28 protein-coding genes and 3 tRNA genes are annotated in these 25,876 nt (G+C 69.1%); 20 read left to right on the top strand and 11 right to left on the bottom strand.

Annotated elements, in window-relative coordinates; translation table 11 throughout:
- The first annotated feature begins 9 nt into the window (after positions 1-9).
- From ACVJ1F_RS07200 to ACVJ1F_RS07150, 11 genes are all read left to right on the top strand, one after another.
- On the top strand, positions 10-1,101 hold the full coding sequence (locus ACVJ1F_RS07200; protein ID WP_456885463.1) for a DUF6177 family protein: 1,092 nt from the start codon (positions 10-12) through the stop codon (positions 1,099-1,101).
- Between the two features lie 4 nt (positions 1,102-1,105).
- Positions 1,106-1,480, top strand: a complete 375-nt coding sequence (locus ACVJ1F_RS07195; protein ID WP_157485206.1) for a hypothetical protein — start codon at positions 1,106-1,108, stop codon at positions 1,478-1,480.
- The gene (locus ACVJ1F_RS07190; RefSeq protein ID WP_456885462.1) at positions 1,477-1,833 is read left to right on the top strand and encodes a DUF6507 family protein; all 357 of its coding nucleotides are present in this window, start codon (positions 1,477-1,479) and stop codon (positions 1,831-1,833) included. Before ACVJ1F_RS07195 ends, ACVJ1F_RS07190 begins: the two co-directional genes overlap by 4 nt.
- On the top strand, positions 1,833-4,274 hold the full coding sequence (locus ACVJ1F_RS07185) for a DNA/RNA non-specific endonuclease (RefSeq protein ID WP_456885461.1): 2,442 nt from the start codon (positions 1,833-1,835) through the stop codon (positions 4,272-4,274). The genes ACVJ1F_RS07190 and ACVJ1F_RS07185 overlap by 1 nt, the downstream gene beginning before the upstream one ends.
- On the top strand, positions 4,264-4,746 hold the full coding sequence (locus ACVJ1F_RS07180; protein WP_137846903.1) for a hypothetical protein: 483 nt from the start codon (positions 4,264-4,266) through the stop codon (positions 4,744-4,746). The genes ACVJ1F_RS07185 and ACVJ1F_RS07180 overlap by 11 nt, the downstream gene beginning before the upstream one ends.
- A 54-nt stretch (positions 4,747-4,800) precedes the next feature.
- On the top strand, positions 4,801-5,325 hold the full coding sequence (locus tag ACVJ1F_RS07175) for a T6SS immunity protein Tdi1 domain-containing protein (RefSeq protein WP_148053679.1): 525 nt from the start codon (positions 4,801-4,803) through the stop codon (positions 5,323-5,325).
- 431 nt (positions 5,326-5,756) lie between these two features.
- Positions 5,757-6,023 (top strand): hypothetical protein, encoded by a 267-nt coding sequence (locus ACVJ1F_RS07170; RefSeq protein WP_192118391.1) that lies wholly within the window; start codon positions 5,757-5,759, stop codon positions 6,021-6,023.
- The gene (locus ACVJ1F_RS07165) at positions 6,020-6,502 is read left to right on the top strand and encodes a hypothetical protein (RefSeq protein ID WP_456885460.1); all 483 of its coding nucleotides are present in this window, start codon (positions 6,020-6,022) and stop codon (positions 6,500-6,502) included. Before ACVJ1F_RS07170 ends, ACVJ1F_RS07165 begins: the two co-directional genes overlap by 4 nt.
- Positions 6,489-6,974: a hypothetical protein gene (locus tag ACVJ1F_RS07160; RefSeq protein ID WP_267659120.1), complete on the top strand. Its 486-nt coding sequence runs from the start codon at positions 6,489-6,491 to the stop codon at positions 6,972-6,974. The genes ACVJ1F_RS07165 and ACVJ1F_RS07160 overlap by 14 nt, the downstream gene beginning before the upstream one ends.
- Before the next feature lie 23 nt (positions 6,975-6,997).
- Complete coding sequence (locus tag ACVJ1F_RS07155) at positions 6,998-7,489, top strand: hypothetical protein (protein WP_456885459.1); 492 nt, start codon at positions 6,998-7,000, stop codon at positions 7,487-7,489.
- Entirely contained in the window at positions 7,486-7,944 is a 459-nt protein-coding gene (locus ACVJ1F_RS07150) for a hypothetical protein (protein ID WP_056228025.1), read from the top strand. Before ACVJ1F_RS07155 ends, ACVJ1F_RS07150 begins: the two co-directional genes overlap by 4 nt.
- A 32-nt stretch (positions 7,945-7,976) precedes the next feature.
- Here ACVJ1F_RS07150 and ACVJ1F_RS07145 read toward each other — a convergent pair whose 3' ends face one another.
- Both ACVJ1F_RS07145 and ACVJ1F_RS07140 read right to left on the bottom strand, forming a co-directional pair.
- Complete coding sequence (locus ACVJ1F_RS07145; protein WP_456885458.1) at positions 7,977-8,576, bottom strand: hypothetical protein; 600 nt, start codon at positions 8,574-8,576, stop codon at positions 7,977-7,979.
- A gap of 94 nt (positions 8,577-8,670) precedes the next feature.
- Positions 8,671-8,754: transfer RNA gene (locus tag ACVJ1F_RS07140), tRNA-Leu, on the bottom strand.
- Positions 8,755-8,862: 108 nt separating this feature from the next.
- On the opposite strand from ACVJ1F_RS07140, the gene ACVJ1F_RS07135 reads away from it, so the two are divergent.
- From ACVJ1F_RS07135 to pknB, 7 genes are all read left to right on the top strand, one after another.
- The gene (locus ACVJ1F_RS07135) at positions 8,863-9,576 is read left to right on the top strand and encodes an FhaA domain-containing protein (protein ID WP_123571116.1); all 714 of its coding nucleotides are present in this window, start codon (positions 8,863-8,865) and stop codon (positions 9,574-9,576) included.
- On the top strand, positions 9,573-10,094 hold the full coding sequence (locus ACVJ1F_RS07130; protein ID WP_043595274.1) for an FHA domain-containing protein FhaB/FipA: 522 nt from the start codon (positions 9,573-9,575) through the stop codon (positions 10,092-10,094). Before ACVJ1F_RS07135 ends, ACVJ1F_RS07130 begins: the two co-directional genes overlap by 4 nt.
- Before the next feature lie 6 nt (positions 10,095-10,100).
- Complete coding sequence (locus ACVJ1F_RS07125) at positions 10,101-11,348, top strand: PP2C family protein-serine/threonine phosphatase (protein WP_456885457.1); 1,248 nt, start codon at positions 10,101-10,103, stop codon at positions 11,346-11,348.
- A gap of 85 nt (positions 11,349-11,433) precedes the next feature.
- Positions 11,434-12,789 (top strand): FtsW/RodA/SpoVE family cell cycle protein, encoded by a 1,356-nt coding sequence (locus ACVJ1F_RS07120; RefSeq protein WP_043595278.1) that lies wholly within the window; start codon positions 11,434-11,436, stop codon positions 12,787-12,789.
- Complete coding sequence (locus tag ACVJ1F_RS07115; RefSeq protein WP_173154021.1) at positions 12,789-14,264, top strand: peptidoglycan D,D-transpeptidase FtsI family protein; 1,476 nt, start codon at positions 12,789-12,791, stop codon at positions 14,262-14,264. Before ACVJ1F_RS07120 ends, ACVJ1F_RS07115 begins: the two co-directional genes overlap by 1 nt.
- Positions 14,261-16,039, top strand: a complete 1,779-nt coding sequence (locus tag ACVJ1F_RS07110) for a protein kinase domain-containing protein (protein WP_456885456.1) — start codon at positions 14,261-14,263, stop codon at positions 16,037-16,039. The genes ACVJ1F_RS07115 and ACVJ1F_RS07110 overlap by 4 nt, the downstream gene beginning before the upstream one ends.
- 156 nt (positions 16,040-16,195) lie before the next feature.
- Positions 16,196-17,902 carry a Stk1 family PASTA domain-containing Ser/Thr kinase gene (pknB, locus tag ACVJ1F_RS07105; protein ID WP_123571113.1) on the top strand — a complete coding sequence of 569 codons (1,707 nt, stop codon included), beginning with the start codon at positions 16,196-16,198 and terminating at the stop codon, positions 17,900-17,902.
- Between the two features lie 117 nt (positions 17,903-18,019).
- Here pknB and ACVJ1F_RS07100 read toward each other — a convergent pair whose 3' ends face one another.
- Genes ACVJ1F_RS07100 through ACVJ1F_RS07090 form a run of 3 tightly spaced genes read right to left on the bottom strand, consistent with a single transcriptional unit; the run spans position 18,020 to position 19,595 of the window.
- Positions 18,020-18,658: an anthranilate synthase component II gene (locus ACVJ1F_RS07100; RefSeq protein WP_123571112.1), complete on the bottom strand. Its 639-nt coding sequence runs from the start codon at positions 18,656-18,658 to the stop codon at positions 18,020-18,022.
- A complete protein-coding gene (locus ACVJ1F_RS07095; protein WP_456885455.1) occupies positions 18,655-18,816 on the bottom strand; it encodes a hypothetical protein in 162 nt (53 codons plus the stop codon). Before ACVJ1F_RS07095 ends, ACVJ1F_RS07100 begins: the two co-directional genes overlap by 4 nt.
- Before the next feature lie 2 nt (positions 18,817-18,818).
- The gene (locus tag ACVJ1F_RS07090) at positions 18,819-19,595 is read right to left on the bottom strand and encodes a class E sortase (RefSeq protein ID WP_456885454.1); all 777 of its coding nucleotides are present in this window, start codon (positions 19,593-19,595) and stop codon (positions 18,819-18,821) included.
- Positions 19,596-19,747: 152 nt separating this feature from the next.
- Here ACVJ1F_RS07090 and ACVJ1F_RS07085 point away from each other — a divergent pair, with 152 nt between their 5' ends.
- Complete coding sequence (locus ACVJ1F_RS07085; RefSeq protein ID WP_043595289.1) at positions 19,748-19,981, top strand: cell division protein CrgA; 234 nt, start codon at positions 19,748-19,750, stop codon at positions 19,979-19,981.
- Between the two features lie 161 nt (positions 19,982-20,142).
- Here the strand turns inward: ACVJ1F_RS07085 and ACVJ1F_RS07080 are convergent, their stop codons facing one another.
- The gene (locus ACVJ1F_RS07080) at positions 20,143-20,991 is read right to left on the bottom strand and encodes a rhomboid family intramembrane serine protease (RefSeq protein WP_159828368.1); all 849 of its coding nucleotides are present in this window, start codon (positions 20,989-20,991) and stop codon (positions 20,143-20,145) included.
- Positions 20,992-21,531, bottom strand: a complete 540-nt coding sequence (locus tag ACVJ1F_RS07075; protein WP_056044214.1) for a peptidylprolyl isomerase — start codon at positions 21,529-21,531, stop codon at positions 20,992-20,994.
- Between the two features lie 137 nt (positions 21,532-21,668).
- On the opposite strand from ACVJ1F_RS07075, the gene ACVJ1F_RS07070 reads away from it, so the two are divergent.
- Complete coding sequence (locus tag ACVJ1F_RS07070) at positions 21,669-22,205, top strand: hypothetical protein (RefSeq protein WP_456885453.1); 537 nt, start codon at positions 21,669-21,671, stop codon at positions 22,203-22,205.
- 257 nt (positions 22,206-22,462) lie between these two features.
- On the opposite strand, the gene ACVJ1F_RS07065 is transcribed toward ACVJ1F_RS07070, so the two are convergent.
- From ACVJ1F_RS07065 to gyrA, 4 genes are all read right to left on the bottom strand, one after another.
- Positions 22,463-22,535 (bottom strand) — tRNA-Ala (locus tag ACVJ1F_RS07065).
- A gap of 83 nt (positions 22,536-22,618) precedes the next feature.
- A tRNA-Ile gene (locus tag ACVJ1F_RS07060) sits at positions 22,619-22,692 on the bottom strand.
- Positions 22,693-22,765: 73 nt separating this feature from the next.
- Complete coding sequence (locus ACVJ1F_RS07055; protein WP_043595295.1) at positions 22,766-23,173, bottom strand: DUF3566 domain-containing protein; 408 nt, start codon at positions 23,171-23,173, stop codon at positions 22,766-22,768.
- Positions 23,166-25,853 carry a DNA gyrase subunit A gene (gene gyrA, locus ACVJ1F_RS07050; protein ID WP_056044217.1) on the bottom strand — a complete coding sequence of 896 codons (2,688 nt, stop codon included), beginning with the start codon at positions 25,851-25,853 and terminating at the stop codon, positions 23,166-23,168. The genes ACVJ1F_RS07055 and gyrA overlap by 8 nt, the downstream gene beginning before the upstream one ends.
- Positions 25,854-25,876: the final 23 nt, after the last annotated feature.

The following is a 25,876-nucleotide window of genomic DNA, read 5'->3' as shown; positions in this document are numbered from 1 at the left end:
GCCCGGCCCGTGAGCGACTCACGGGCGACGACCCTGCCCCACCCGCTCGCCGACGCGAGCGGGCCGGGGTGGATCGCGACGATCAGCACCGCCCCCGTCGTCGGCCTGACCTCGGGGCGGCAGGCCCTGCTCACCGACGCGACCCGCGCCGGCGTCCGCGTCGTCGTCGTCACCCACGACGACGCCCGGCTCAGCTGGGCGCTGTACCAGGCCCTGCGCCTCGTCGCCGGGGCCTGGCTGGTGCGGGACGCCGACGGCCACCTGCGCCACGCCATCGGCGGTGCCCGGGTGGCGTCGTACGACGAGGCCCTGCTCGATCCCCTCGGCGACCCGGTCGACGGATCGGCGCGGGCGACCGCGCCCGCCGACGAGTTCGCCCTCCTGCCCCAGCCGGCGGTCGAGACCACGCGCCCGTGGCTGCAGTTCTCCGTGGCCGTGCACCACGCGGCGAGGGCCGAGGCCCTGACCGGCACGACGACGGAGGCGCTGGTCACCGCCGTCGCGGGCGTCCCGCCCACCGTGTGGGGCACCTCCGAACCCCCCGCCACCGTCTGGGACCGCGGTCGCATCACGGCCCTGGCCCGGGCCCGCATGCCGCGGGACTCCCGGGTGCACGTCGCGGGCTCCGCGCCCGACGGCACGGTCTGGACCGGCACGATCCGCATCGCGCGCAGCGAGACCGGCCTGACCGAGGAGACCCGGCTGCTGTTCGCGCTGCCCGAGGCGACCGGCGGCGACGACGCGACCCGCGCCTCCTCGGCTCTGCGCAGCCTGTCCGAGAAGCAGCAGGTGCTGCTGGCGACGGCGTGGAGCCTGCGTGGCGCGGCCGACGCGACCATCACGCCCTACCGGCCGACGACGCCGCAGCCCCTCGCCGCGGTGGTCGGCGCGCGGGCCGTGCGGCGCCTGGGGCTCGACGCGGCCTCCTTCGCCGCCGAGCACGGCGGGACCACGACCGGCAACGCCCGCACCCCCTCGCTCGTCGTGCCGTTCGGTGCCGACGCGACCCGGTGGCAGCGCTTCGCGGCGGCCCTCGACGCGATCGGCCCGGGTGTCGTCGCCGACGCCCTCCTCCCCCCGGCGGTGCGCCGTGCCCCGTGAGTTCGTGATCCTCTCCGCCGAGCCCGTGACGGCCGTCGAGGTCGTGACCGCGGCCGCGGCCGTCGACGGCGGCCTCGGTGCCGGGCGCCTCTGGCAGGGCGGCGGCATCCAGATCGCGTCGGAGGACGGCCTGGTCCTGGCCGTGCTTCGCAGCACGCAGCTCGAGGACGCCCGGGAGGCGCGGCGCGGCCTGGGACTGCCGGTCACCGACCCGGCGTCCCCCGACCGGCCCACGGACCGAACCACCGACGGCCCGGCCACCGACCGCTGGTGGACCGAGGCCTACGGCCCCTTCGACGGGCCGCTCACCCAGGCGCTGGCCCGGCGCCTGGCCGACGACGTGCAGGGCACCCTCGTGACGACAGGAGACGACCGATGAGCTCGTGGAGCATCGAACCCGACGGCGTGGTGGCCGTCCTCACCAAGGTGCAGGGCTCGGCCGAGACGTTCGCGGCGACCTTCACCGGCGTCGAGACGGCCCAGGCCGAGCTGAACGCCGGCGTGGGCGGCGACATCCTCGTGTCGTCTGCCGTGGCGGTCGTCGACCTGATCTCGTCCGAGACGAACCGCGTGCAGGGCATCAACGCGCGCATCCTCGCCTGTGCGACCGGGGCGGGCGACGCGACGCTGGCCTACGTGAACGGCGACGAGGAGATGGCCGCGCAGACGCAGTCCGCCGCCGTGCAGGCCGCCGAGTCGGGCGACCTCAGCTTCTTCGAGGGGGCCCGCTGATGGCCACGAAGGGGTCGCTGATCGAACCGGCCGAGTTCTTCGGACTCGACATCGTGCCCGAGTCGATCGCCTCGGCGGCGGCGGGCTACAAGACCACGTCGACCGCGGTCACGACGAACGCCGAGGCCGTGATGACCGACTGGTCGGGGCTGTCCGCGTCGTACACCGCACCCGAGGGGCCGCAGTTGTTCGCCTCGATGGACCCGGTGCGCACCGACGCCGAGGCCGTCGCCGGCAAGCTCTCGACGGTGGCCGACCTCCTCGAGACGCTCGCCGAGTCGGTCACGGCACCGGTCGCGCGCATCAAAGAGCTCGTGACCGAGGCGAACGCCTTCCGCGCGTCGGTGGCCGGCGGCGTGACCCTCGACTTCTACGACCCCGACAACCCGCTCTTCCAGGCCAGCCAGATGAGCGGCGGCGGGGTGCCGATCGTGCCCGAGGGCCAGGGCGAGACGACCATCCCGTGGAACGAGCACACACCGTCGGTCGAGCGCAACAACGAGCTGCAGTCGCAGTACAACGCCGAGATCGCGAAGATCGACGCGGCCCGGGTCGAGTTCGAGAACGGCGTCAACGCCCTGCGTGACGACCTCTGCGTGGCTCCGCAGACCGCCGTGACGGGTGAGCAGCTCGACCTCGCCGAGGACAACCCGTGGGGTGCCCAGGGCAAGGGCGAGCGGTCGTGCCAGGAGTCGGTCGGCGACGGACTCGTCGAGTTCGGCACCAGCTTCGTCGAGGGCACCGTGTCGCTCGTCGGCTTCGACGCCGCGAACGGCTGGAAGCACGACTGGTCGTTCGCCGGCGAGGCGTGGACCGGCATGCTGACCGGTCTCGGCGCCCTCGCCATCACGGTGGCCTTCCCGGTGGCGCCCGCCCTCGCGAACCTGCCCGACTCGGCCGTACCGGAATCGCTGCGCGGCCTCCGCGACAACTACAAGCAGACGATGGACGGCATGGTCGGCGGAATCGTCGGCACGCCCGAGCAGTGGGAAGAGGACCCGGTCGCCGCCGGCACCTTCGCGGTGGCGAACGTCGCCTCGTTCTTCATCCCGGGTGCGGGCCAGGTCGGAGCGGGCCTCAAGGTCGGGTCGGGCGCGGCCCGGGCGGCGACCCTCACCGGCCGGCTGGCCGAGGTGGCGGAGGACGCGTCGCACCTGCCGAAGGGCCTGTCACGGGTCGAGGACCTCGTCGCGGAGTTCGGCGAGCACGCCGGCGGCCTGTCGAAACTCGACGACCTCGACGGTCTGACCGACACGATGGCCGCCCTCGAGCGCATGACCGACGTCGAGTTCTCCGGTCTCACCGGCGCCCTGAAGGCGGGCGAGACCGTCGACTTCGGCTCGCTGTCGAAGCTCGAGGACTTCGCCGACTACGGCGACCTCGGTCGAACAGCCGAGGAGGCGCGAGCCGCGTCCGCCACGCACGCCGACGCGTCCGCTCACGCGGGTGGTGGCACCGGCTCCGACCCGGCCGCCGGTGCCGCCCGCGCCGCCGACCCCGGATCAGGCGGCACGACGCTGCTCGAACGTGGCGACGGCGGCGGGGCGTCCGATGCCGGTCGGGCCGACGGTGCCGGATCGAGCGATGCAGGTCGGGCCGACGGCCCTGGGACGAGCGACGCAGGTCGCGCGGACGGCCCTGGGACGGACGAGCCCGGTCGGGCCGACGGTCCCGTCGACGGCGCGGGTGCAACCCCTGACCGGTCAGCCGGTGGCGGCCATGACACGGACATCGGGGAGCTCGACCTGTCGGGCCCTGACCGGACGCCCACCCCGACCGAACCGACGCCGCACGCCACACCGGCCGTCGAGCACCACGTGACGGTCTCGGGCTCCGACCTGCCGACGAAGGAGAAGCCGTTCGCCCACGGTCAGGTCCTCGCCCCGGACACGGCGTACACGGTGCCTGGCCGGGGTGTGTTCTCGACCGACGCGACAGGTCGCATCGTCCACGTCGAGACCGAGTACGGCGGCAAGGGCAACCTGAACTACGACCTCATGCAGCCCGCCGCGGACACGACCTACGTCGTCGGTGGCAAGCACGTCTACGTCACGGACCACGCCAGCCGCACGGTGCTCGCCGAGTTCGACGACCTCCAACTCGGCGATGCCGACCGGTCCGAGTCGGTGCAGAAGCGCATCGGCAAGGAGGGCGGTGTCGGGTACGAGGGAGGCCACCTCCTGGCCAACATGTTCGGCGGCGGCGGCGAGAAGATCAACATCGTGCCGATGCTCCGAGAGGTCAATCGCGGCCGGGGCCACTCCTTCGGTAACCTCGAACGCGAACTCCGGCAAGCCCTGACCGCGTCCGACGGAGGCGCCGCCGACCTCAAAGTGCTTCCGGAGTACGAGGGCACGAACACAGTCCCGACCGGTGTCCAAGTCAAGATCCAGGCTCACGGTCAACCGCTACGACAGGAGTTCTACGACAATGTCCGGTGACGACAAGGTGAAGTCGGGTCTCGAAGCAGAACGTGATGCACTGAGAGAACTGGGTTCGCAGCTCCTTGCACTGATTCCTTCGGGTTCCGACCGCATCCGCATGCAGACAAGCATGGCTCGGGGTGTGATGGCCGGCGAGACGTTGCTCTTCGCAGCCGACGGCTCCCAGGAGTCGGCTGCTCCCGCGCGACGCACGTTCGAAGCGGCTCGTCGACTGAGGCGCCTGATGTACAAGCCAGGGGCAGGCACGTGGTTCACCGCCGTCTTCACCGTGACGGCCGCCGGAAAACTCAGCGCACAGTACGACTACGACAACGAACCCGAACTAGGTCACTTCGGTGCCGAGGAATATCGTGCCGACTTCGAGGATTTTCCCCGGACTGCCGAGAACACGCCCGAGTGGCTCGCCGCGATCCTCGCGGGTGCGCCCACCCGGCACGACCTCGTCGGCCGTGACGAGGGTCCCGTCTGAGAGTCGAGACATGGACTCGCGCAACAGGGCTGGAGTCACGTGACGCAGCCGTTGATGCCAGGGCCTCCACTGTCCTCCGCCAGCCTCGACGCCGCTGTCGAGCGTCTTCCCGACGACGTCGTGGCCCTGTGGCGTGACCACGGGCTGGGCGCGACGGCTGACGGGTACCTGCGCATCGTCGACCCCACCGCGTGGCAGGACGTCCTCGCCGAGGTCGCACCTCGATTCGCGGCGGCCACGCCCCTGATGTCGTCCGCCCTCGGAGACCTGGTCGTCTGGCTCGACGGCCGAGCGCACCTCCTCGAATTTCGACGGGGCACGAGCCGGATCATCGCCAACAGGCTCTCGACGCTCCTCGTCATCCTCGGCTACGAGTCGTTCCTGGCCGACCCCGACTACTTCGACTGGAGCCCCTTCCCGGAGGCGCGGGAGCGTCTCGGGGTGCCCCGCTCCGACGAATGCTTCGGTTTCAGCCCGCTGCTCGCCCTCGGAGGCCGACGATCTGCTGCGTCCCTCGAGGTCGTCGACATGCGCGAGCACGTCCTCCTGATCTCCTCCGTCGCGGGCCCACTGCCGTGACTCACGCCAGCGGCACAGACGCCGCATGCTCGCATCCACTTGCACGTGAGGTGGGGCTGTCGGTCGCGACCGCGCAGTCGACGACGGGCGGGACCCTGATCCTCGTCGGAGGCGGCACATCGCCCGATGCCTACCTCGAGGCATGCCTCACGACCTCGAGAGAACTGGCGGACTCAGGAGTACTCGGGCCCGTGCCGTCCGCTCACGACTCGGAGCCCCACGGCATGCCTGCCGAGAGGGACGCACTCCGCATCCTCGGCAAAGCGCTCCATGCCGTCATCCCGCGCGACCACGATCGAGTGATCGCCCGGATCAGCGTGGTCGGCGGAGTGACAGCCGGCACGATCGAGCTGCATGCCGCAAACGGCAGCTCGACCTCTCTCTCGTCCGGTCGTGGCGTCTTCCGGGCGGCCCGCGATCTCCGGAGGGTCATGAGCAAACCCGAAGCCGGGACGTGGTTCACGGGCGTGTTCACCGTCACCGCCGGGGGGAAGCTCAGTGCGAGGTACGACTACGACCACGAGCCCGAGCTCGGGTCTTTCGCCGCCGAGGCGTACCGCGCCGACTTCGACGAGTTCCCCCGCACGCCGAAGAACACCCCCGACTGGCTGGCCGCCATCCTCGCCGGTGCCCCGACCCGCCACGACCTCGTCGGCAGGGGTGGCACACATGAGCCGAAGGGAGAACCCGAGTCATGACACGACATGATAACCCACCCGGACTCGAGCAAGGGCGCTCTGCGCTGAGAGGGGTCGGTCTGGCTCTTCATGGCGAGATCGCAGCGGGCTTCGATCGCATCGAGGCCGAGATCAGCATCGTCGGTGGTGTCTCCTCCGGAAAGAAGCGCCTCTACCGCCCGGACGGGACGGACGACTCCATCATGGGCACGAGGGACTCCACCCTCCGTGCTCGTGAACTCAGAGAGGCCATGTACAGGCCGGGGGCCGGAACATGGTTCACCGCCTGGTTCACGGTAACGGCGGAAGGGAAGCTCCGCACGCGATTCGACTACGACAACGAACCCGAACTGGGCCACTTCGCCGCCGAGGCCTACCGAGCCGACTTCGATGAGTTCCCCCGCACCCCCGAGAACACCCCCGACTGGCTCGCCGCCATCCTCGCCGGTGCCCCGACCCGCCACGACCTCGTTCGCCTCGGACACGATGACCGGCGCTGAGGAGAGCCGCTCTGCTTCACGTGACGGGCAGCCGGCGGGACTCGAAGCCGAACGCGTCCAACTGCGCGCCATCGGTCGTCTGCTGTATCCGACTCTGAACTCAGAACACGATCGTGTCGAGATGCAGGTCAGCGTGGCGGGCGGCGTCCTCGCCGGCCGGACCCGTGTCCATCGACTCGACGGTTCGCTCGAATCGATCATCGGGCCTGTCGATGCGTTCGAGGCGGCCGAAGTCCTCCGCGGCGCCATGCACCGTCGAGATGCGGGGACCTGGTTCACCGCGGTGTTCACGGTCACGGCGGCCGGCAAGATGAGCGCGTCGTACGACTACGACCACGAGCCCGAGTTGGGCCACTTCTCCGCGGATGCCTACAGGGCCGATCTGGCTCGATTTCCCCGCACCCCCGAGAACACCCCGCATTGGCTGGCTGCCATCCTCGCCGGCGCCCCGACCCGCCACGACCGCAAGTGATCGATGACCGAAGGGATACACGCATGTCCGACGGCCCACCGACGACCGGCATCGAGGCCGAGCGCACGATCCTCCGAGACATCGGCCGGCAGCTGTACGGCCTGCTCCCGACCGGCTTCGACCGGATCGTCATGAAGACCAGCATCGCTGGGGGCGTCATGGCCGGTGAGACGGTCCTGCCCCGCATCGACGGGAGCGAGGACCACGCGCTGCCCGACGAGACGACCTTCCGGGCGGCACGCGACCTCCGGAAGGCGATGTACCGACCCGGTTCGGGTACCTGGTTCACCGCGGTGTTCACGGTCACGGCGACCGGCAAGATGAGCGCGTCGTACGACTACGACAACGAACCCGAGCTGGGCCACTTCGCCGCCGAGGCCTACCGAGCCGACTTCGACGAGTTCCCCCGCACCCCCGAGAACACCCCCGACTGGCTCGCCGCCATCCTCGCCGGCGCCCCGACCCGCCACGACCTGGCCGGCCGAGCCGGCGGTGGCGGCGGGGCCGAGCGATGAGCGAACACGACGACGGCGGTGGCCGCGTGCCGACCGAACGTGATGCCCTCCGTCGGGTGGGTCTCGCCGTCCACCGCATGATGCCTCGAGGCTCCGTCCGGGCGGAGTTCGACTTCTCCGAGGTCGGAGGCGTCCGGGTGGCATCCGTGGGTTTCTTCGACGAAGCCGGCCACGAGTCGTCCACTCCCGACACGGACGAGGCGGGCGCCGCCGCCTCCGACCTCCGACGGCTCATGTACCGAGCCGACGTCGGATCGTGGTTCAGCGCCCGCTTCCGGGTCACCGCCGCTGGCAAGCTCGGCACCTCGTTCGACTTCGACCACCGCGCTCCTCACACCTGGATCGACGACCAGGCCTACCTCGACGATCTCGAGTCGTACCCACGGCCCGCCGAGGCGATCCCTGGCTGGCTCGCCGCCGTCGTCGCCTCGCGATCGGCCGGAGGCTCTCCGTGACCGGCCTCACGGGCTGATCGGGTCGAGACGCCTCAGAGCGGCAGCACGGCCTCGAGGGCGAGCGGGTCGCCGTCGATCGCGATGTCGTTGAGCTGCCGGCCGACGAACTCCGCGGCCTCGACCGTGTCCGTCTCGATCCGGTGCCCCGTGCCCTCGACGACGAGCGCCCAGGTGACCGGCCCCCCGGAGGCGCGGGTCACCTCGAGACGGCAGCGCGTCAGTTCGCGGTCCTGTCCGAATCGCATGTCCGACAGGTCGGCGATGACCATGCACTCGAGGTCGTCGAGGAACCCGTGGAGGGTGGCGTCCCTCGCGATCTCGAGCCGCGCCTCCTCGTCGAGGTCGTCGGCGGACGAGGTGAACCGCGTGCCCTCGACGGTCCGGACGATCCACGCGACCTGGTCACCGACGGTGACGAAGGACTGCATGCTGCTGATCCTCGGCCCGATGTCGGCGTGTGCGTACACCGGGGGCAGGTCGGTGACGCTGACCACGACGCCGTCGCGGCGACCCACCACGCGGCGGTCGGAGTCGACGACGATGCGCTGGTTGCGGGGCACCCACGGGGCCTTCGGGAACTCGTCGAAGAGCACCTCGTCGAACTCGAACACGACCGCGCCCTGCTGGCTCATCGCACCAGACAACCACTGCACGGGCCGACGGCGACGGGTGGGACCAGAGCCGGGAAAGAGAGAAGGCCCACCCGGAGGTGAGCCTTCACGTTCGTGCGCGAGGGGGGACTTGAACCCCCACGCCCTTTCGAGCACTGGCACCTGAAGCCAGCGCGTCTGCCAATTCCGCCACTCGCGCGAACTCGTAGACTTTAGCACGCGTCAGAGGCCCGGAAGAGCAGCGGTGAGTACCTTTCACTCGTTCGGGCTAAGATCGGGCGACCAGAGACCCCGAACCTGGAGACCCATGGGACTGCTCGACAATTTCGAACGCGGGTTGGAGCGTGCCGTCAACGGTGCCTTCGCCAAGACGTTCCGTTCGGGCGTGCAACCACTCGAGATCACGAACGCGCTGCGCCGCGAGCTCGACACCAAGGCCGCGGTGGTCTCGCGTGACCGCATCCTCGTGCCCAACGAGCTCCAGGTGCGCCTCGCCCCCATCGACTACGAGAAGATGTCCGGCATCGGTCCGGCCCTGATCGACGAGCTCACGCAGCTCACGCAGCGTCATGCCACCGCCCAGGGGTACCAGTTCGCCGGGCCCCTCGGCATCCGCCTCCGCCAGGACGACTCGCTGAGCGTCGGCATCATGTCGGTCGACTCTCGCAACCTGCGCGGCGAGGTGCAGTGGAAGCCGTTCGTCGAGATCGACGGCAAGCGCCGTGAGCTCAGCGGTGCCCGCACGATCATCGGCCGCGGCAGCGACGCCGACATCACCGTTCAAGACACCGGTACCTCCCGTCAGCACGTCGAGATCCTGTGGGACGGGTCACGCGCCCAGGTCCGCGACCTCGGCTCGACGAACGGCTCGAAGCTCAACGGCAACCCCCTCACCAAGGCGCCGCTGCAGCCCGATTCGGTGATCCAGATCGGTCGTACGCGTATCGTGTTCCGCGTGCTCCCCCAGTCATCGACGCCCGACCCCTTCGACGGGCCCGACTCCACGGGTGGCCGACGATGACCTCAGCCCTCACCCTGCTGGTGCTCCACTTCGGCTTCCTGGCCGTCCTGTGGCTGTTCGTCTTCGTGATCGTGTTCGCGCTGCGGAGCGACCTCTTCGGGCAGCGGGCGCGCAAGATGCCCGCCGACGCCACACCCGGCAAGGCGAGCTCGACCGCCACCGCGCCTCCTGCCCCCGCCCCGCGTCCCGCGCCCGCCGCGCCGGCACCGACGCCGCAGGGTGACGGGCGCGCCACGCGCCTGGTCATCACCAAGGGCGCCAAGGCCGGCCTCGAGATGCCCCTCGGCGACGGGCCGCTCACCATCGGGCGGTCCCAAGAGAGCAACCTCGTGATCCGCGACGACTACACCTCGACCCACCACGCGCGCCTCATGCTCTGGAACGGCCGCTGGGTCGTGCAAGACCTCGACTCCACCAACGGCACGTTCCTCGCCGGTGAGCGCGTGTCGGTCCCCACCCCCGTGCCCACGGGCGCGACCGTGACGATCGGGCAGACGAGCTTCGAGCTCCGGCGGTAGGCCCTCATGACGACGCACGCCAAGAGTGCCGCTCTGTCCAACGTGGGCAAGATCCGGTCCAACAACCAAGACAGCGGCTACGCCGGCACGCAACTCTTCGTCGTCGCCGACGGCATGGGCGGGCACGCGGGCGGCGACGTGGCCTCGGCCATCGCGATCCGACGGATCCGCGAGACCGACCGCGTCTACACCTCGCCGGGTGACGCCGAGTTCGCGCTGCAGTCGTCGTTGATCGCCGCGAACCAGTTGCTGGCCGAGACCGTCTTCGAACACCAAGAGCTCACCGGCATGGGCACCACCGTCAGCGCCATGCTGCGCGTCGGTGACAGCATGGCGATCGCCCACATCGGCGACTCGCGCATCTACCTGTTCCGCGAGGGCGAGCTCAGCCAGATCACCGCCGACCACACCTTCGTGCAGCGCCTGGTCGACAGCGGTCGCATCACGCCCGAAGAAGCGGCGGTCCACCCCCGACGCAGCGTGCTGATGCGCGTGCTCGGCGACGTCGACGCGGCACCCGAGATCGACACGGCGACCCTCGGCACGCAGCCCGGCGACCGCTGGCTAATCTGCTCGGACGGCCTCAGCAGCTACCTCGCCGAGGAGCGCATCAAGAAGGCCATGGCCATGGGTCTCGACGCCGAGCAGACGGCCCGGCGTCTCGTGAAGGAGACCCTCGACCACGGCGCCCCCGACAACGTGACCGTCGTCATCGTCGACGTCGACGAGTCGGGCGACTCGGCACTCGACGAACCCGTCACGGTCGGGTCGGCCGCCTCACCCCTCAGCTTCGACAGCGATGCCGGGCGCAAGCAGCTCCGTCTGCCGACGATCCTGCTGCACCCGCTCAAGGTCGCCACGACGCCGGAAGACAGCCACTTCGAGCCCGAGAGCGACGAGTACCTCGCCGAGCTCATCGCCGAAGACAAACGTCGCCGTCGCCGTCGCCGCATCACCTGGCTGACCGCCCTCGTCGTCGCGATCGCCGCGCTCGTCGCCGGGCTCGTGCTGACCTACCAGTGGACGCAAGACCACTACTACGTGGGCGAAGAGCGGGGCACGGTCGTCATCTACAAGGGCGTGCAACAGAGCCTCGGGCCCATCGGCCTCTCGAGCGTCTACGAGACCACCGACGTCCAGGTCGACGACCTGCCGAACTACACGCAGACCACCGTCGAAGACACCATCAACGCCGGTTCCCTCGCGGACGCCAGGGCCATCGTCGAGAGGTTGGCCGATGCCAGCAACCCCTGACGCACCCGGTGGTGACGCGACCGAGGTCATCGGTCGCGTAGGAGGCGCGCGCAAGCCGTCCGCGAAGGCCTCGCGTCCCACGAACATGACGCAGGCGATCTCGCTGCGCCTGCGCGAACCCGCGCGCCTGCGCAACCTCGAACTGCTCATGCTGCTGATCGCCTGCGGCGTCGCCGCCGGAGCGATGGTGCTGGTCCAGCTCGGTGCGACCGGCGAGGTCGACCCGACCGTGCTGATCGCCGGCTCGATGGTGCTGGGCCTGGCCCTGATCTTCCACGTCGTCCTGCGGGTCGTCGCCCGCGAGGCCGACCCGTTCGTCATGCCGATCGCCGTCACTCTGAACGGCATCGGCATCGCGATGATCTACCGCCTCGACCTGGCCGAGGGGCGTGAGGGCTGGGGCGCGCTGGGCATCAAGCAGATGGTCTGGACCGTCCTCGCGATGGTGATCGCCCTCGCCGTGCTGCTCGTGATCCGCAACTACCGGGTGCTGTCGCGGTACCGCTACATCGCGATGTTCGTGTCGATCGTGCTGCTGCTGCTGCCCCTCCTGCCGGGCATCGGCCGCGAGGGGCTGAACGCCCGCGTGTGGATCGACATCGGACCGTTCTCGTTCCAGCCGGGCGAGATCGCCAAGATCACGCTGGCCATCTTCTTCGCCGGCTACCTCGTCACCGCCCGCGACAACCTCTCGCTCATGGGGCCGAAGATCCTGGGCATGCGGTTCCCGCGACCACGCGACCTCGGGCCGATCCTCATCGTCTGGCTCGTCGCCATGGGCGTCCTGATCTTCCAGCGCGACCTCGGCACCTCGTTGCTCTACTTCGGGCTGTTCCTCGTCATGATCTACGTGGGCACGGGGCGCGCGAGCTGGATCGTGCTCGGCGTCGGCCTGTTCCTCGGAGGGGCCCTGATCGCCAGCACCTTCCTGGGGTACGTGCAGGGCCGTTTCGCCGCCTGGCTCAACCCCTTCGCCCAGTCCGAGTACGACGCCGTCGGCGGGTCCTTCCAGCTCGTGCAGGGTCTGTTCGGCTTGGCGAACGGCGGACTGATCGGCACGGGGCTCGGTCAGGGCCGTCCGCAGACCACCCCGCTCGCCGAGAGCGACTACATCTTCGCGTCGCTCGGCGAAGAACTCGGCCTCACCGGGCTCTTCGCCATCCTGGCGCTCTACCTCCTGCTCGTCTCTCGCGGGTTCCGCATCGGCTTCGTGGGTCAGGACGACTTCGGTCGCATGCTCGGGGTCGGCGTCGCCTTCGTCGTGGCCCTGCAGGTCTTCGTGGTCATGGGTGGCGTGACGAGGGTGATCCCGCTCACGGGCCTCACCGCTCCCTTCCTCGCCGCGGGCGGCTCGTCGCTCGTGGCCAACTGGATCATCGTGGCCCTGCTGCTGCGACTGTCCGACTCCGTGCGCAACCAACCGAGGCTGGTGATCGGCTGATGAACAAAGAACTCCGACGCGTGAGCTACGTGGTGCTCGCCATGTTCGTCGCGCTCTTCCTCTCGACGACCTACATCACGGCGTTCCAGGCCGACGCGCTGAACGCCGACGCCCGCAACTCGCGGGCCCTGCTCGCCAGCTACTCGGCGCAACGCGGTCCCATCCTGGTCGGCGGTCAGGCGATCGCGCAGTCGACCCCCGTCGACGACCAGTACGAGTTCCAGCGCACCTACTCGCAGCCCGACCTCTACGCACCCGTCGCCGGCTACTACACGCTGGGTCAGGGATCCCGAGGCATCGAGGACGCCATGAACCGGTACCTCACGGGCAACGCGAACTCGCAGTTCTTCGACCAGGTCAACTCGCTGCTCACGGGTCAGGACCCCGAGGGGGCCACGGTCAACCTCACCCTCGACCCCACCGTCCAGCAGGCGGCCTACGACGCCCTCGGCTCGAACTCGGGCTCGGTCGTCGCGATGGACCCGAAGACCGGCAAGATCCTCGCGATGGTCTCGAAGCCCAGCTACGACCCCAACCCGCTCGCCAGCCACGACCGTCAGACCGTCACCGACGCCTACGACTCGCTGATCGCCGACCCCTCGGCTCCGCTGCAGAACCGGGCGATCCAGGGCGACCTGTACGCACCGGGCTCGACCTTCAAGCTGATCACGACGGCGGCTGCGCTCGAGAGCGGCGACTACACGCCCGACAGCGCCTTCCCCAACCCGTCGACCCTGACGCTGCCCGGCACCAGCACGAACATCAACAACGCCGAGGGCGGGAGCTGCGGCGGCGGCGAGACGGCCACCATCGCCACCGCCCTCCGCCTGTCGTGCAACATCCCCATGGCGCAGCTCGGCCAGGCCCTCGGTGCGAAGGCCCTCCAGGATCAGGCCGAGAAGTTCGGCTTCGGCGACGACTCCATCGGCGTCCCCCAGGCCGTCACGCCGAGCCAGTTCCCCATCGAGGACTCCAAGGGCCAGGCCATCAACGATGCCACCCTCATGCTGCAGTCCTTCGGGCAGGGCTCCGACCGCGTGACGCCCCTGCAGATGGCCATGGTCTCGTCCGCCATCGCCAACGGCGGCACCGAGATGAACCCGACCCTGATCGAGAGCGTCCTGAACCCCGACCTGAGCCCCGTCGAGGATTTCTCGCCCTCCGAGTACGGCAAGCCCATCAGCTCCCAGACTGCGGCCACGATGACCGACATGATGGTGCAGGACGTCGCGAACGGTGCGGCGAGCAATGCAAGAATTGACGGCGTCGACGTCGCGGGCAAGACAGGAACGGCCGAGAACGGCCCCGGCGAGCCGTACACCCTCTGGTTCACCGGGTTCGCGCCTGCTGCTGACCCCGAGGTCGCGGTCGCGGTCGTCGTCGAGAACGGCGGCGGACAGGGCCAGTCCGCATTCGGCAACAGTGTCGCGTCACCGATCGCGAAGAAAGTACTAGAGGCGGTGCTGAACAAATGAGACCATCCGGCGGAGTCACCTTCGGTGGGCGTTACCAGCTGTCGACCCGAGTCGCCATCGGCGGCATGGGCGAGGTCTGGGAAGCCACCGACCTCGTCATCGGCCGCACGGTCGCCATCAAGATCCTCAAGGACGAGTACCTGGGCGATCCCGGATTCCTCGAGCGCTTCCGCGCCGAGGCCCGTCACGCGGCCCTGGTCAACCACGAGGGCATCGCGAACGTCTTCGACTACGGCGAAGAAGAGGGCAGCGCCTACCTGGTGATGGAGCTCGTCCCCGGCGAGGCCATGTCGACGGTCCTCGAGCGCGACCGCGTCCTGCCGACCGACAAGGTCCTCGACATCGTCGCGCAGACCGCCTCGGCCCTCCAGGCCGCCCACGCCGCAGGTCTCGTGCACCGCGACATCAAGCCCGGCAACCTGCTCGTCACCCCGGACGGCCGGGTGAAGATCACCGACTTCGGCATCGCACGCATCGCCGACCAGGTTCCGCTGACGGCCACGGGCCAGGTCATGGGCACCGTGCAGTACCTCTCGCCCGAGCAGGCGAGCGGCCACCCGGCGTCCCCCAGCACCGACATCTACTCGCTCGGCATCGTGGCCTACGAGGCCCTGGCCGGTCGTCGACCCTTCACGGGCGAGTCCCAGGTCGCCATCGCGATGGCACAGATCAACGAGCAGCCGCCCGACCTCCCGTCGACGGTCTCCGAACCCGTGCGTCGTCTCGTCCTGTCCTGCATCGCCAAGAAGCCGGGCGAACGGCCGGCGACGGCCTCGGCCCTCGCCCAGGCCGCTCGGGCCCTCCGCCGCGGCGACGTGGCCGCGGCGACCGTCGCCGTCCCGGCGATCGGCGCCGTCGCCGCCACGCCCGCCGACACGGCGACCCAGGCCTTCAACGCCCAGGACGCCACGACGCAACTGTTCGATCCGATGGCCACCCGTGCCCAGAGCGCCGCCGGCGGTGCTGCCGCGGGCTACGTGGCCGGTTCGGCCGATCCCGACGCCCTGCGCGACGGCGACGACGAACCCGACGAGAAGAAGCGCAGTCCGTGGTTCTGGCCGCTGATGGTCCTCGCCGTCCTGGCCGTCATCGCCCTCGTCGTCGGCATCGTCTTCGCGGTCGGCAACACCGACGATCCCGCGCCCGCGCCGACGACCTCGAGCAGCACGCCGACGCCGACCCGGACGACTCCGACGCCCACCCCGACCCCGACGTCCGTGACGGTGTCCTCGGGCGACTACGTGGGGCTGACCGAGGCCGCTGCCCGCGCCTCCCTCGAAGAACTCGGCCTGCAGGTCGACTCGGCCGACGCCGGGTCGAGCGCGCCGAGCCCCGACCAGGTCGGCACCGTCGCCAGCATCGACCCGACGGGTGCCCTCGAGAAGGGCTCGTCGGTGACGATCTACATCTACCGCGCGGCCCCGACCCCTGCCCAGCCCTCGACGCCCACCGCCACCCCGGGCCAGGTCGAGGCCGGCGACACCGCCACCATCAACTGGCCCGCCTACACGGGGTGCCCGACCGGTTACTCGCTGACGGGCTACTCGTACACGATCACCGGCGGGACCGACACCTCGGGTCAGTCGGCCGGGGGCCTCGGTGCCAACGCGACGTCCCTCACGGTGACCGCCTCGGCTGCCGGCAACCTCACGGTCAGCTACGTGGCCAACTGCGGTCAGATCGCGTCCGAGCCGTCGCCGGGAGTCACCATCACGGTGACGGCCCCGGCCACGTCACCGGCCCCGAGCCCCTCGGAGGGCACCGACCCTCAGTAGGTCCGATCGTGACCCCGGTCGTGCAGACGACCGGGGTCACGAAGCCCTGACAATCATCCCTTCGGCCTAGGTCCGTACCCAGTCCGGGGGCTACCGCCCCGGTACACTGGCTCCGACCGTGTCGCCAGACAGGGGTGGGTCGTTGGGAGAACAGGCGTGGCTGAAGGTGTGAGAGAGAGCATCCATCTCCTCGCCAACCGGTACCAGATCGGTGACCTGATCGGCCGCGGTGGCATGGCCGACGTCCACGTCGGCACCGACGCCCGACTCGGCCGCAAGATCGCCGTCAAGCTGATGAAGCCCAGCCTCGCGACCGATCCGGCCTTCCGGTCGAGGTTCCGCCAAGAGGCCCAGGCCGCCGCCCGCATGGCCCACCCGACCATCGTCCGGGTCTTCGACGCCGGCGAAGAGGTCGTCCGCGACCGCCGCGGGCTCGACGTGGTCGTCCCCTTCATCGTCATGGAGTACGTCGAGGGGCGTCTGCTCAAGGACATCGTCGCCGAAGGCCCACTCGACCCCGACGAGGCCGTGCGGGTCACCTCGGGCGTGCTGACGGCCCTCGAGTACTCGCACCGGGCGGGCGTGGTCCACCGCGACATCAAGCCCGGCAACGTCATGTTGACCAACTCGGGCCAGGTCAAGGTGATGGACTTCGGCATCGCCCGCGCCATCAGCGACTCGGCGGCCACCGTCGCGCAGACGACGGCCATCCTCGGCACCGCGCAGTACTTCAGCCCCGAGCAGGCGCGCGGCGAGACCGTCGACGCCCGCACCGACCTCTACTCGACCGGCGTCATGCTCTTCGAGTTGCTCACGGGCAAGCCGCCCTTCACCGGCGACAGCGCCGTCGCGGTCGCCTACCGTCACGTCAGCGAGCCTCCCGTCCCCCCGAGCACGCTCGAGCGACAGGTCAGTCCGGCGCTCGACGCCGTCGTCCTGCACGCGCTCACCAAAGACCGCTTCGACCGCTTCCAGAGCGCCGCCGAGTTCCGCGACGACCTCGAAGCCGCGGGCGCCGGTCGTGCTCCGGCCCGCCGGCCGCACGCGGTCGACGCCGGCTCCACGCTCTTCGGCGTCAACCCGCACGCGAATGCGGGCAGCGAGGCCGCGCTGAAAGAGCTGCAATCGGACGACACCGGACGGCCCCAACGAACGCAGACCCGGCCGCCCGTCGCCTGGATCTGGGCGGGCATCGTGCTCGTGGCCGTCGTCATCGTCGCCGTCGTCTTCTGGGTGGTCAACCTGACGCCTCCCACCGTCGACAACGCTCAGTCGTCCCGCATCCCCGACCTCGTCGGGGTCAGCTTCGAGACCGGATCCGCCCGCCTCGACGACCTGGGCCTGACGGTCGTCCGTGCCGACGCCACCAGCCCGACGATCGACGCCGGCGACATCGTGTCGACCGATCCGGAGCCCGGCACGTCCGTCCCGAAAGAATTCGCCGTCACGGTGACCGTCTCGTCGGGGCCCCAACTCGTCGCCATGCCGTCGGTCACCGGTCAGACCGTCGACGCCGCTTGGCAGGCCATCACCGATGCTGGTCTCGAACGGGGCCAGCAGAGCTCCGACTACTCGCCCACCGTTCCCGAGGGGTCCGTCCTCTCGTCCGATCCGGCAGCGGCTGCGCAGGTCGCTCTCGGCTCGGGTGTCGACATCGTGGTGTCCAACGGTCTCGTGCAGCTTCCCGACGTCACCCGCCAGCCCTCAGAAGAAGCCATCACGACCCTGCGCGACCAGCTCGGTCTGGCGGTCACCCCGCAGGCCGACCCCGGCTGCACCGGTGAGACGGTGTCGGGCATGAGCGTCCCGCCCGGCGACGTGGCTCAGGGCTCGGCGGTCACCCTGCGCATCTGCACCGGCTGAGCCCTCGCAGAAGCCACGGAGCGACGCCGAGGTCCGACGAAGCCAGTTCGACGCTCGGAGCGAGACGCCGAGAGCACGACTCTCGGACTTCGACGTCCGGACGACGGGCTCGGACGTTCAGCCCAGGTCGACGAGCGGGTCGAGCCCCCGGGCCGTCACGGCTGCCCCCGGCAAGCCGGCGACCGACAACCAGTTGCCGATCATCTGGTAACCGCCCTGGGTCAGCACCGACTCGGGGTGGAACTGCACGCCGTAGACCGGCGCGGAACGGTGCTGCAGGCCCATGATGACGCCGCCCGTGGTGCGCGAGGTCACCTCGAGCGTCTCGGGCACCGTCTCGTCCACCACGGCGAGCGAGTGGTACCGCGTCGCGGTGAACGGCTGCGGGACCCCGTCGTAGAACGCGCTGTCGTCGTGTTCGACCTTCGACGTCTTGCCGTGCATCAGTTCGTCGGCGTGCGTCACGGTGGCCCCCAGCGCCTCGGCGATGGCCTGGTGCCCGAGGCAGACGCCCAGCAGCGGCTTGTCGGCCGCCAGGGCGGCGTGCACGACGTCGATGGAGACGCCGGCGGCAGCGGGGGTCCCCGGGCCGGGCGACAGCAGCACGGCGTCGTACTCGGCGATGCGGTCGGCGGTGTCGGCCGCGTCGAACGCGTCGTTGCGGACGACGTCCGTCTCGGCGCCCAACTGTTGGAGGTACCCGTTCAGCGTGTAGACGAAGCTGTCGTAGTTGTCGAGGACGAGGATGCGCGTCATGGTTGCTCCACGGTGACGTCGGGGGTGGGCAGGAGTTCGTTGACGTAGGGGAAGACCCACTCGACGAGGGCGAACAGCACGGCGGCGACCAGGACGAGCACGAGCACGAGCCTGACCCACCAGGGTCCGGGCAGGATGCGCCAGAGGGCGGCGTACACGGTCAGCCTCCGATTCCGGCAGCGGCGAGCTCGGCGGGTGCGCCGGCCGACAGCGGCTGCCACGAGTCGAACACACCGTAGGCGACGATGCGTTCTTGGGCGGTGAACATCGGATTGCAGCTCGTCAGGGTGATCAGGCGGTCGCCCGAGGTCGCCGACACGTCGGGAGCGTCGGGCACCTGCTGCAGCACCGAGACCTGCGTGGCCTGGACGTACTGCAGGTTGCGGAACGAGTACGTGAACCAACCGTCCTGGGTCTGGACGTACATCTTGTCGCCCTCTTGCAGGTCGGCGATCTCGTTGAACGGCGCCCCGTAGGTGGTCCGGTGGGCGGCGATGCCGAAGTTGCCGACCTGGCCGGGCATCTGCGTCTCGTCGTAGTGGCCGATGCCGATCTTGTTGAGTGTTCGCACGGTGCTCGTCCCCCCGGCGATCGGGACCGCGTAGTCGGCGCCGAACCGTGGGACGTAGAAGTTGGCGAACTCCTCGGCCTCGCCGGGCGCCGCCCCCACGGGCGGCTCACCGTACGAGCCGTCGGACGACGGCTCGGGGGCCGCAGTCGCCGCCTGGTCGAACTGCTCGCTCAGCCGTGCCGCCTCGCCCTTGTGGGCGTCGGCGACGACGAGGTCGTTGAACCACTGCTGCCACCCGATGAAGAGCAGCACCAGGACGCCGGCCGTGATGAGCAGTTCTCCGAGGACGCTGACGAAGGAGGCGCGGGATCGACGGCGACGCTTCGTGCGTCTCGAGAACTGGGCCTCGCCCCCGTGGTCCGTCATGACTCGATTCTAGGCGGGCTCCGCTCCCGCGGAGACTGTGGGGACCACCGGTGGACAACGTGTGGAGAGCATGTGGAGAACGCGGGCGTACCCGGGGACGGACGTGGCGACCCTCCCAGGACCGAAAAGGGCCTCACGGTACACTGTGCGCCATGGCCAAAGACACGAACCGCAGCACGAAGCCCGCCCGCACCGCAGAGGACGCGCCGAACCCCGTGTGGTTCAAGCCGGTCATGTTCGGCTTCATGCTCGTCGGTCTCGCCTGGATCGTGGTGTTCTACGTCAGCCAGAGCACCCTCCCGGTGGCTTCGCTCGGCTCGTGGAACATCTTGGTCGGCTTCGGGATCATGTTCATCGGGTTCTTGATGACCACCCGGTGGCGCTAGAACGCACCTTCGAACTTACACGCCTGTAACTATCCCCATTGTGGGAAACCCTGTGGATAACTTTCCTGTGGATAACTCGGGCGGATGAGATCGCGTCGGCCGACGAGAAGAGGCGGCTCCCCGATGGGGAGCCGCCTCTCGTCGTTCACCGTCCGCGTGGTCTAGAACAGCCCGACCAGCTGGGCCGATCTGGCCAGGAGCACCGCGACGACGATCACTCCGATCGCGACGAGAACCGCGATCTGCACGGCGTGCTTCGACCGGTGACGGGTCTTCGAGAACAGGAACGCTATCGCCCCGCCCACGACGATGCCCCCGAGGTGGGCCTGCCACGCGATGCCGGGCACGATGAACCCGATCGCGAGGTTGATGCCGACCAGCACCAGGAGCTGGATGCTGCGACCACCGAGGCTGCGGGCGATGACGAAGAACGCCGCCATGAGGCCGAAGATGGCCCCGGAGGCACCGACCACGAAGCTTCCCGGTGCCAGGAGGGCGACAGCGGCCGAGCCGCCGATCCCCGAGAGGAAGTAGAGGGCGGCGAACCGACCTCGCCCCAACTGACGTTCGAGTTCTGCCCCGAAGATGTACAGCGAGTACATGTTGAAGAGGATGTGCAGGATGCTCCCGTGAACGAACATCGTCGTGACGGCGCGCCAGGGCTGCACGATCTCGAGCGGCGGGTAGAACGCCAGGGCCCGGGTGACCACGCCGTTGCCCGTACCGGTCACGAGCTGCAAGAGGAACACCGCGACGGTCACGCCGATGATGCCGTAGGTGACGACGGGGGCGCCTCGCCGAGACGCACTACGGACCCGACCGACCACCTGCGGTTGGAGGCGCGGTGCGTTGCCCCGCGCCTCCTTCACGCACTCCGGGCAGTGGACCCCCACCGCGGCGGGCGTCTGGCACTCGCCACAGATGGTGCGACCGCACCTCTGGCAGAGGACGAAGCTCTGCCGGTCGGGGTGCCGGTAGCAGAAGTTCGAGCGGTCGTGCGGATCGGTCACCTAGACCTCGTCGATGGTGACGCTCTCGAGCACCACGTCCTCGAGGGGCTTGTCACGGGCGTCGGTCTTGACGGCCTCGATCGCGTCGACGACCTTCTTGGACTCGTCGTCGGCGACCTCGCCGAAGATGGTGTGCTTGCCCTGCAGCCACGGGGTCGGAACCGTCGTGATGAAGAACTGCGAACCGTTGGTGCCCTTGCCGCCGCGCGAGCCGGCGTTGGCCATCGCGAAGATGTAGGGGGCGTTGAAGTTCAGCTCGGGGTGGATCTCGTCGTCGAACTGGTAGCCGGGCCCGCCGACGCCCTGGCCGAGCGGGTCGCCGCCCTGCAGCATGAAGTCCTTGATGATGCGGTGGAAGACGACGCCGTCGTAGAGCTTGTCGGTGCTGACCTTGCCGGTGGCCGGGTGGGTCCACTCTTTGGTGCCGGTGGCGAGACCGACGAAGTTGGCGACGGTCTTCGGGGCGTGGTCGCCGAAGAGGTTCACCTTGATGGTGCCGTGGTTGGTGGTGAGGGTGGCGACAGCGGTGTGCGTTGACATGTCGTCATTCTTCCACAGCCACCTCTGCGCACCAGCGACTCCCCAGTCACCGTTCCGTGACCTGTCAGGAACCTCCGTGCCACACTGGGACGGGCCAGCAACTCTGGCTCCACTGCCTACTCGTTGGAGGAACGTTCATGGCCCTGTCACGCAAGCAGAAGAAAGAACTCAAGAAGTTCAAGAAGCACGCTGTGGCGGTGTGGGGTGAGCAGCGCGGCGTGATCGACCACGCCGGCAAGGTCATCGGCGGCTACCGCGACGACGCCGTCAAGATCGCGAACAAGAAGGTCGTCCCCCAGATCAAGCACGCGGTGGACTCGAACGTCCGCCCCGTGGTCTCGCAGGGCCTCTCGACCGGGTCGCACTACGCGTCGGTCGCTCAGGACCGCCTGAAGCACGACGTCTACCCGGCGTTCTCGTCGGCTCTCGGCAACCTCGACCTCGCGAACGACCCGAAGGTCGCGAAGGCCGTGAAGAACGCCAAGAAGCAGGGCAAGAAGGCCGCGGCCAAGTACGTGCCGCGCCAGCAGAAGTCCGGCCCCGCCGTCGGCGGCATCCTGCTGATCGGCGTGGGCGTCATCGCTCTCGGTGCCCTCGTGTTCGCGGCCGTGCAGACGCTCCGCGCCGACGACGAGCTCTGGGTCGCCGACGACGACGCCGACACCAAGGCGTAGTCCCCCACACCCCCACGAAGGGCCCGCCTCCCCGGAGGCGGGCCCTTCGTCGTCCCTGCCCCCGACGACTGCAGCATTCGACGCTGATCCGGCCCTAGCCCCAGCACCAGCACCAGCACCAGCACAGACACTGCCTAAGGCCCAACGTTGCACGCACGTCGGCGAAGCCGACACGGGCCCGGAGGGCCCCCAGACCAGCACAAGAGAATTGCCCCTGTCCGCTGACGGAGTCAGCGGACAGGGGCAAGGCAATCCAGTGGAGCCTGGGAGAATCGAACTCCCGACATCCTGCTTGCAAAGCAGGCGCTCTACCAACTGAGCTAAGGCCCCGACCCCCCGGTCACCGGGGGAACGAGCACGATCTCACCACCCTGCGCGTCAGGAGACGAGCGTGATGTGAGACCGGTACTGCGTGGGGCTAATAGGACTTGAACCTATGACCTCTTCGTTATCAGCGAAGCGCTCTAACCGCCTGAGCTATAGCCCCCGGACCGTCGTAAAGCCTACAGCACCACGACGGCGAACTCGAATCGGCGGGTTCAACCGACTCGAATGGTGGATCAGTTGTTGGTGAATCCGACGAGGAGACCGCCGGTGATGCGCACGCTCAGGTTGTAGAGGACGGCGACGATGGCCCCGAGGACCGTGCCGACGACCACGTTGAGGATGGCCACCACGATCGAGAAGAGCATGATCTGGCCGACGTTGAAGGTGTCCTGGATCGAGAAGCTCGAGTCGCCGAGGATGTCCCGCAGCAGGGCGTCGAGGTCGTCGAAGATGCCGGTCTGGTTCAGGATCGCCCAGATGAGGAAGGTGGCGACGACCGTGATGATGCCGATCGCGACCGAGATCAGGAAGGCCAGCTTCACGACCGACCAGAAGTCGATGTAGACCAGCTTGAGGCGGACCTGCTTGGTGCCGGACGGTCGTTTCGCCTTCTTCTGCAGTCTCTCGGCGACACTACTCATTGTTCGTTTCCTCTCCGGCGGTTCCGGGGGCCTCGTCGTCGGTCGACTCGGCATCGACCGACGTGACGTCGGTCGTGGGGATCTCGGTGTCGGCGTCGACGGACTCGACGGACTCGACAGACACTACGGCCTCGGCCACGGCGTCCGCACTCTCGTCGACCTCGGCCGCGAGATTGCGCTCACTGTTGCGGGCCACGGCGATGATGCGATCGTCGCTCGCGAAGCGGGCGAAGACGACGCCCATCGTGTCACGGCCCTTGGCCGGCACCTCGGAGACGGCGGAGCGGACCACCTTGCCGCCGGACAGCACCACGAGCACCTCGTCGTCCTCGCCGACGATCAGGGCACCGGCGAGGTCTCCCCGCGCCTCCGCGAGCTTCGCCACCTTGATGCCGAGACCGCCACGGTTCTGGACGCGGTACTGGTCGGCGGCCGTGCGCTTGGCGTAGCCGCCCTCGGTGACGACGAAGACGTAGCCCTCTTCACCGACGACGGAGGCGCTGAGCAGCGTGTCGTCGTCACGGAAGGTCATGCCCTTCACGCCCGAGGTCGACCTGCCCATGGGGCGCAGCGACTCGTTGGTGGCCGTGAAACGCAGCGACATGCCGTGACGCGAGACGAGCAACAGGTCGTCGTGCTCGTCCACCAGCAGAGCCGAGACGAGTTCGTCGTCGTCGCGCAGGTTGATCGCGATGATGCCGCCGGTGCGGTTCGTGTCGTACTCGGTCAGCGAGGTCTTCTTGATCAAGCCGTCGCGGGTGGCGAGCACGAGGTAGTCCGCGACCTCGTAGTCGCGGATGTCGAGCACCTGCGAGATCTGTTCGTCGGGCTGCATGGCGAGCAGGTTGGCCACGTGCTGGCCCTTGGCGTCGCGGCCGGCCTCCTGCAGCTCGTAGGTCTTGGCGCGGTAGACCCGACCCTTGTTCGTGAGGAACAGCAGCCAGTGGTGGGTGGTCGTGACGAAGAAGTGGTCCACGACGTCGTCGGCTCGCAGCTGTGCTCCGCGGACGCCCTTGCCGCCCCGGTGCTGGCTGCGGTAGTTGTCGCTGCGGGTGCGCTTGACGTAGCCACCCCGGGTGATGGTGACGACCATCTCTTCTTCGGGGATGAGGTCTTCGACGCTCATGTCGCCGTCGAAGCCGAACATGATCTCGGTGCGACGGTCGTCGCCGTACTTGTCGGTGATCTCGGCGAGCTCGTCGCTGACGATGGTGCGCTGACGCTCCGGCTTGGCCAGGATGTCCTGGTAGTCGGCGATCTCGCGCTCGAGCTTGTCGGCGTCGTCCTGGATCTTCTGACGCTCGAGGGCGGCCAGGCGACGCAGCTGCAGGTTGAGGATGGCCGAGGCCTGGACCTCGTCGACGTCGAGGAGGTCCATGAGACCCGCGCGCGCCTCCTCGACGGTCGGCGACCGGCGGATGAGCGCGATGACCTCGTCGAGGGCGTCGAGCGCCTTGAGGTAGCCGCGCAGGATGTGCGCGTCGGCTTCGGCCTTCTTCAGACGGAAACGCGTGCGGCGCTGGATGACGTCGATCTGGTGGTCGACCCACGCCGAGATGAAGCCGTCGAGCGCGAGCGTGCGGGGAACGCCGTCGACGATCGCGAGCATGTTCGCGCCGAAGTTCTCTTGCAGGCTCGTGTGCTTGTAGAGGTTGTTCAGCACGACCTTGGCGACGGCGTCGCGCTTGAGCACGATGACCAGGCGCTGACCCGTGCGACCGGAGGTCTCGTCGCGGATGTCGGCGATCCCGCCGATGCGGCCGTCCTTGACCAGCTCGGCGATCTTGATCGCGAGGTTGTCGGGGTTGACCTGGTAGGGCAGCTCGGTGACGACGAGGCAGGTACGACCCTGGATCTCCTCGACGTTGACGACGGCACGCATCGTGATCGAACCGCGGCCCGTGCGGTAGGCGTCCTGGATGCCCCGGACCCCGAGGATCTGTGCCCCCGTCGGGAAGTCGGGGCCCTTGACACGCTGCATGAGCGCCTCGAGCAGCTCTTCACGCGTCGCGGTGGGGTTCTCGAGGTACCACTGTGCGCCCGAGGCGACCTCACGGAGGTTGTGCGGCGGGATGTTGGTCGCCATGCCGACGGCGATGCCGACCGAGCCGTTGACCAGCAGGTTGGGGAACCGGCTGGGCAGGATGGCCGGCTCGCGGGTGCGACCGTCGTAGTTGTCCTGGAAGTCGACGGTGTCCTCGTCGATGTCGCGCACCATCTCGAGCGCGAGCGGGGCCATCTTGGTCTCGGTGTACCGCGGGGCGGCGGCGCCGTCGTTGCCGGGCGAGCCGAAGTTGCCCTGGCCGAGCGCCAGCGGGTAGCGCAGGCTCCACGGCTGGACGAGACGCACCAGCGCGTCGTAGATCGCCGTGTCACCGTGGGGGTGGAACTGGCCCATGACGTCGCCGACCACGCGCGAGCACTTCGAGAACGCGCGATCGGGGCGGTAGCCACCGTCGTACATCGCGTAGATGACGCGGCGGTGCACGGGCTTGAGGCCGTCACGCACCTCGGGCAGGGCCCGGCCGACGATGACGCTCATCGCGTAGTCGAGGTACGAACGCTGCATCTCGAGCTGCAGGTCGACCTGCTCGATGCTGTCGCGCTTCGGTGCCTCGGCGAAGGTCTGGGCACCCTCGGCGTCGGTGCCCTCGGGGGTGTCTGTCGGCTCGTCGGCCATGATTCTCCGTTTGTCGTGGTCTG

The sequence above is a fragment of the Frigoribacterium sp. 2355 genome, from assembly GCF_054060695.1.
This window is presented reverse-complemented; position numbering and strand designations above follow the sequence as displayed.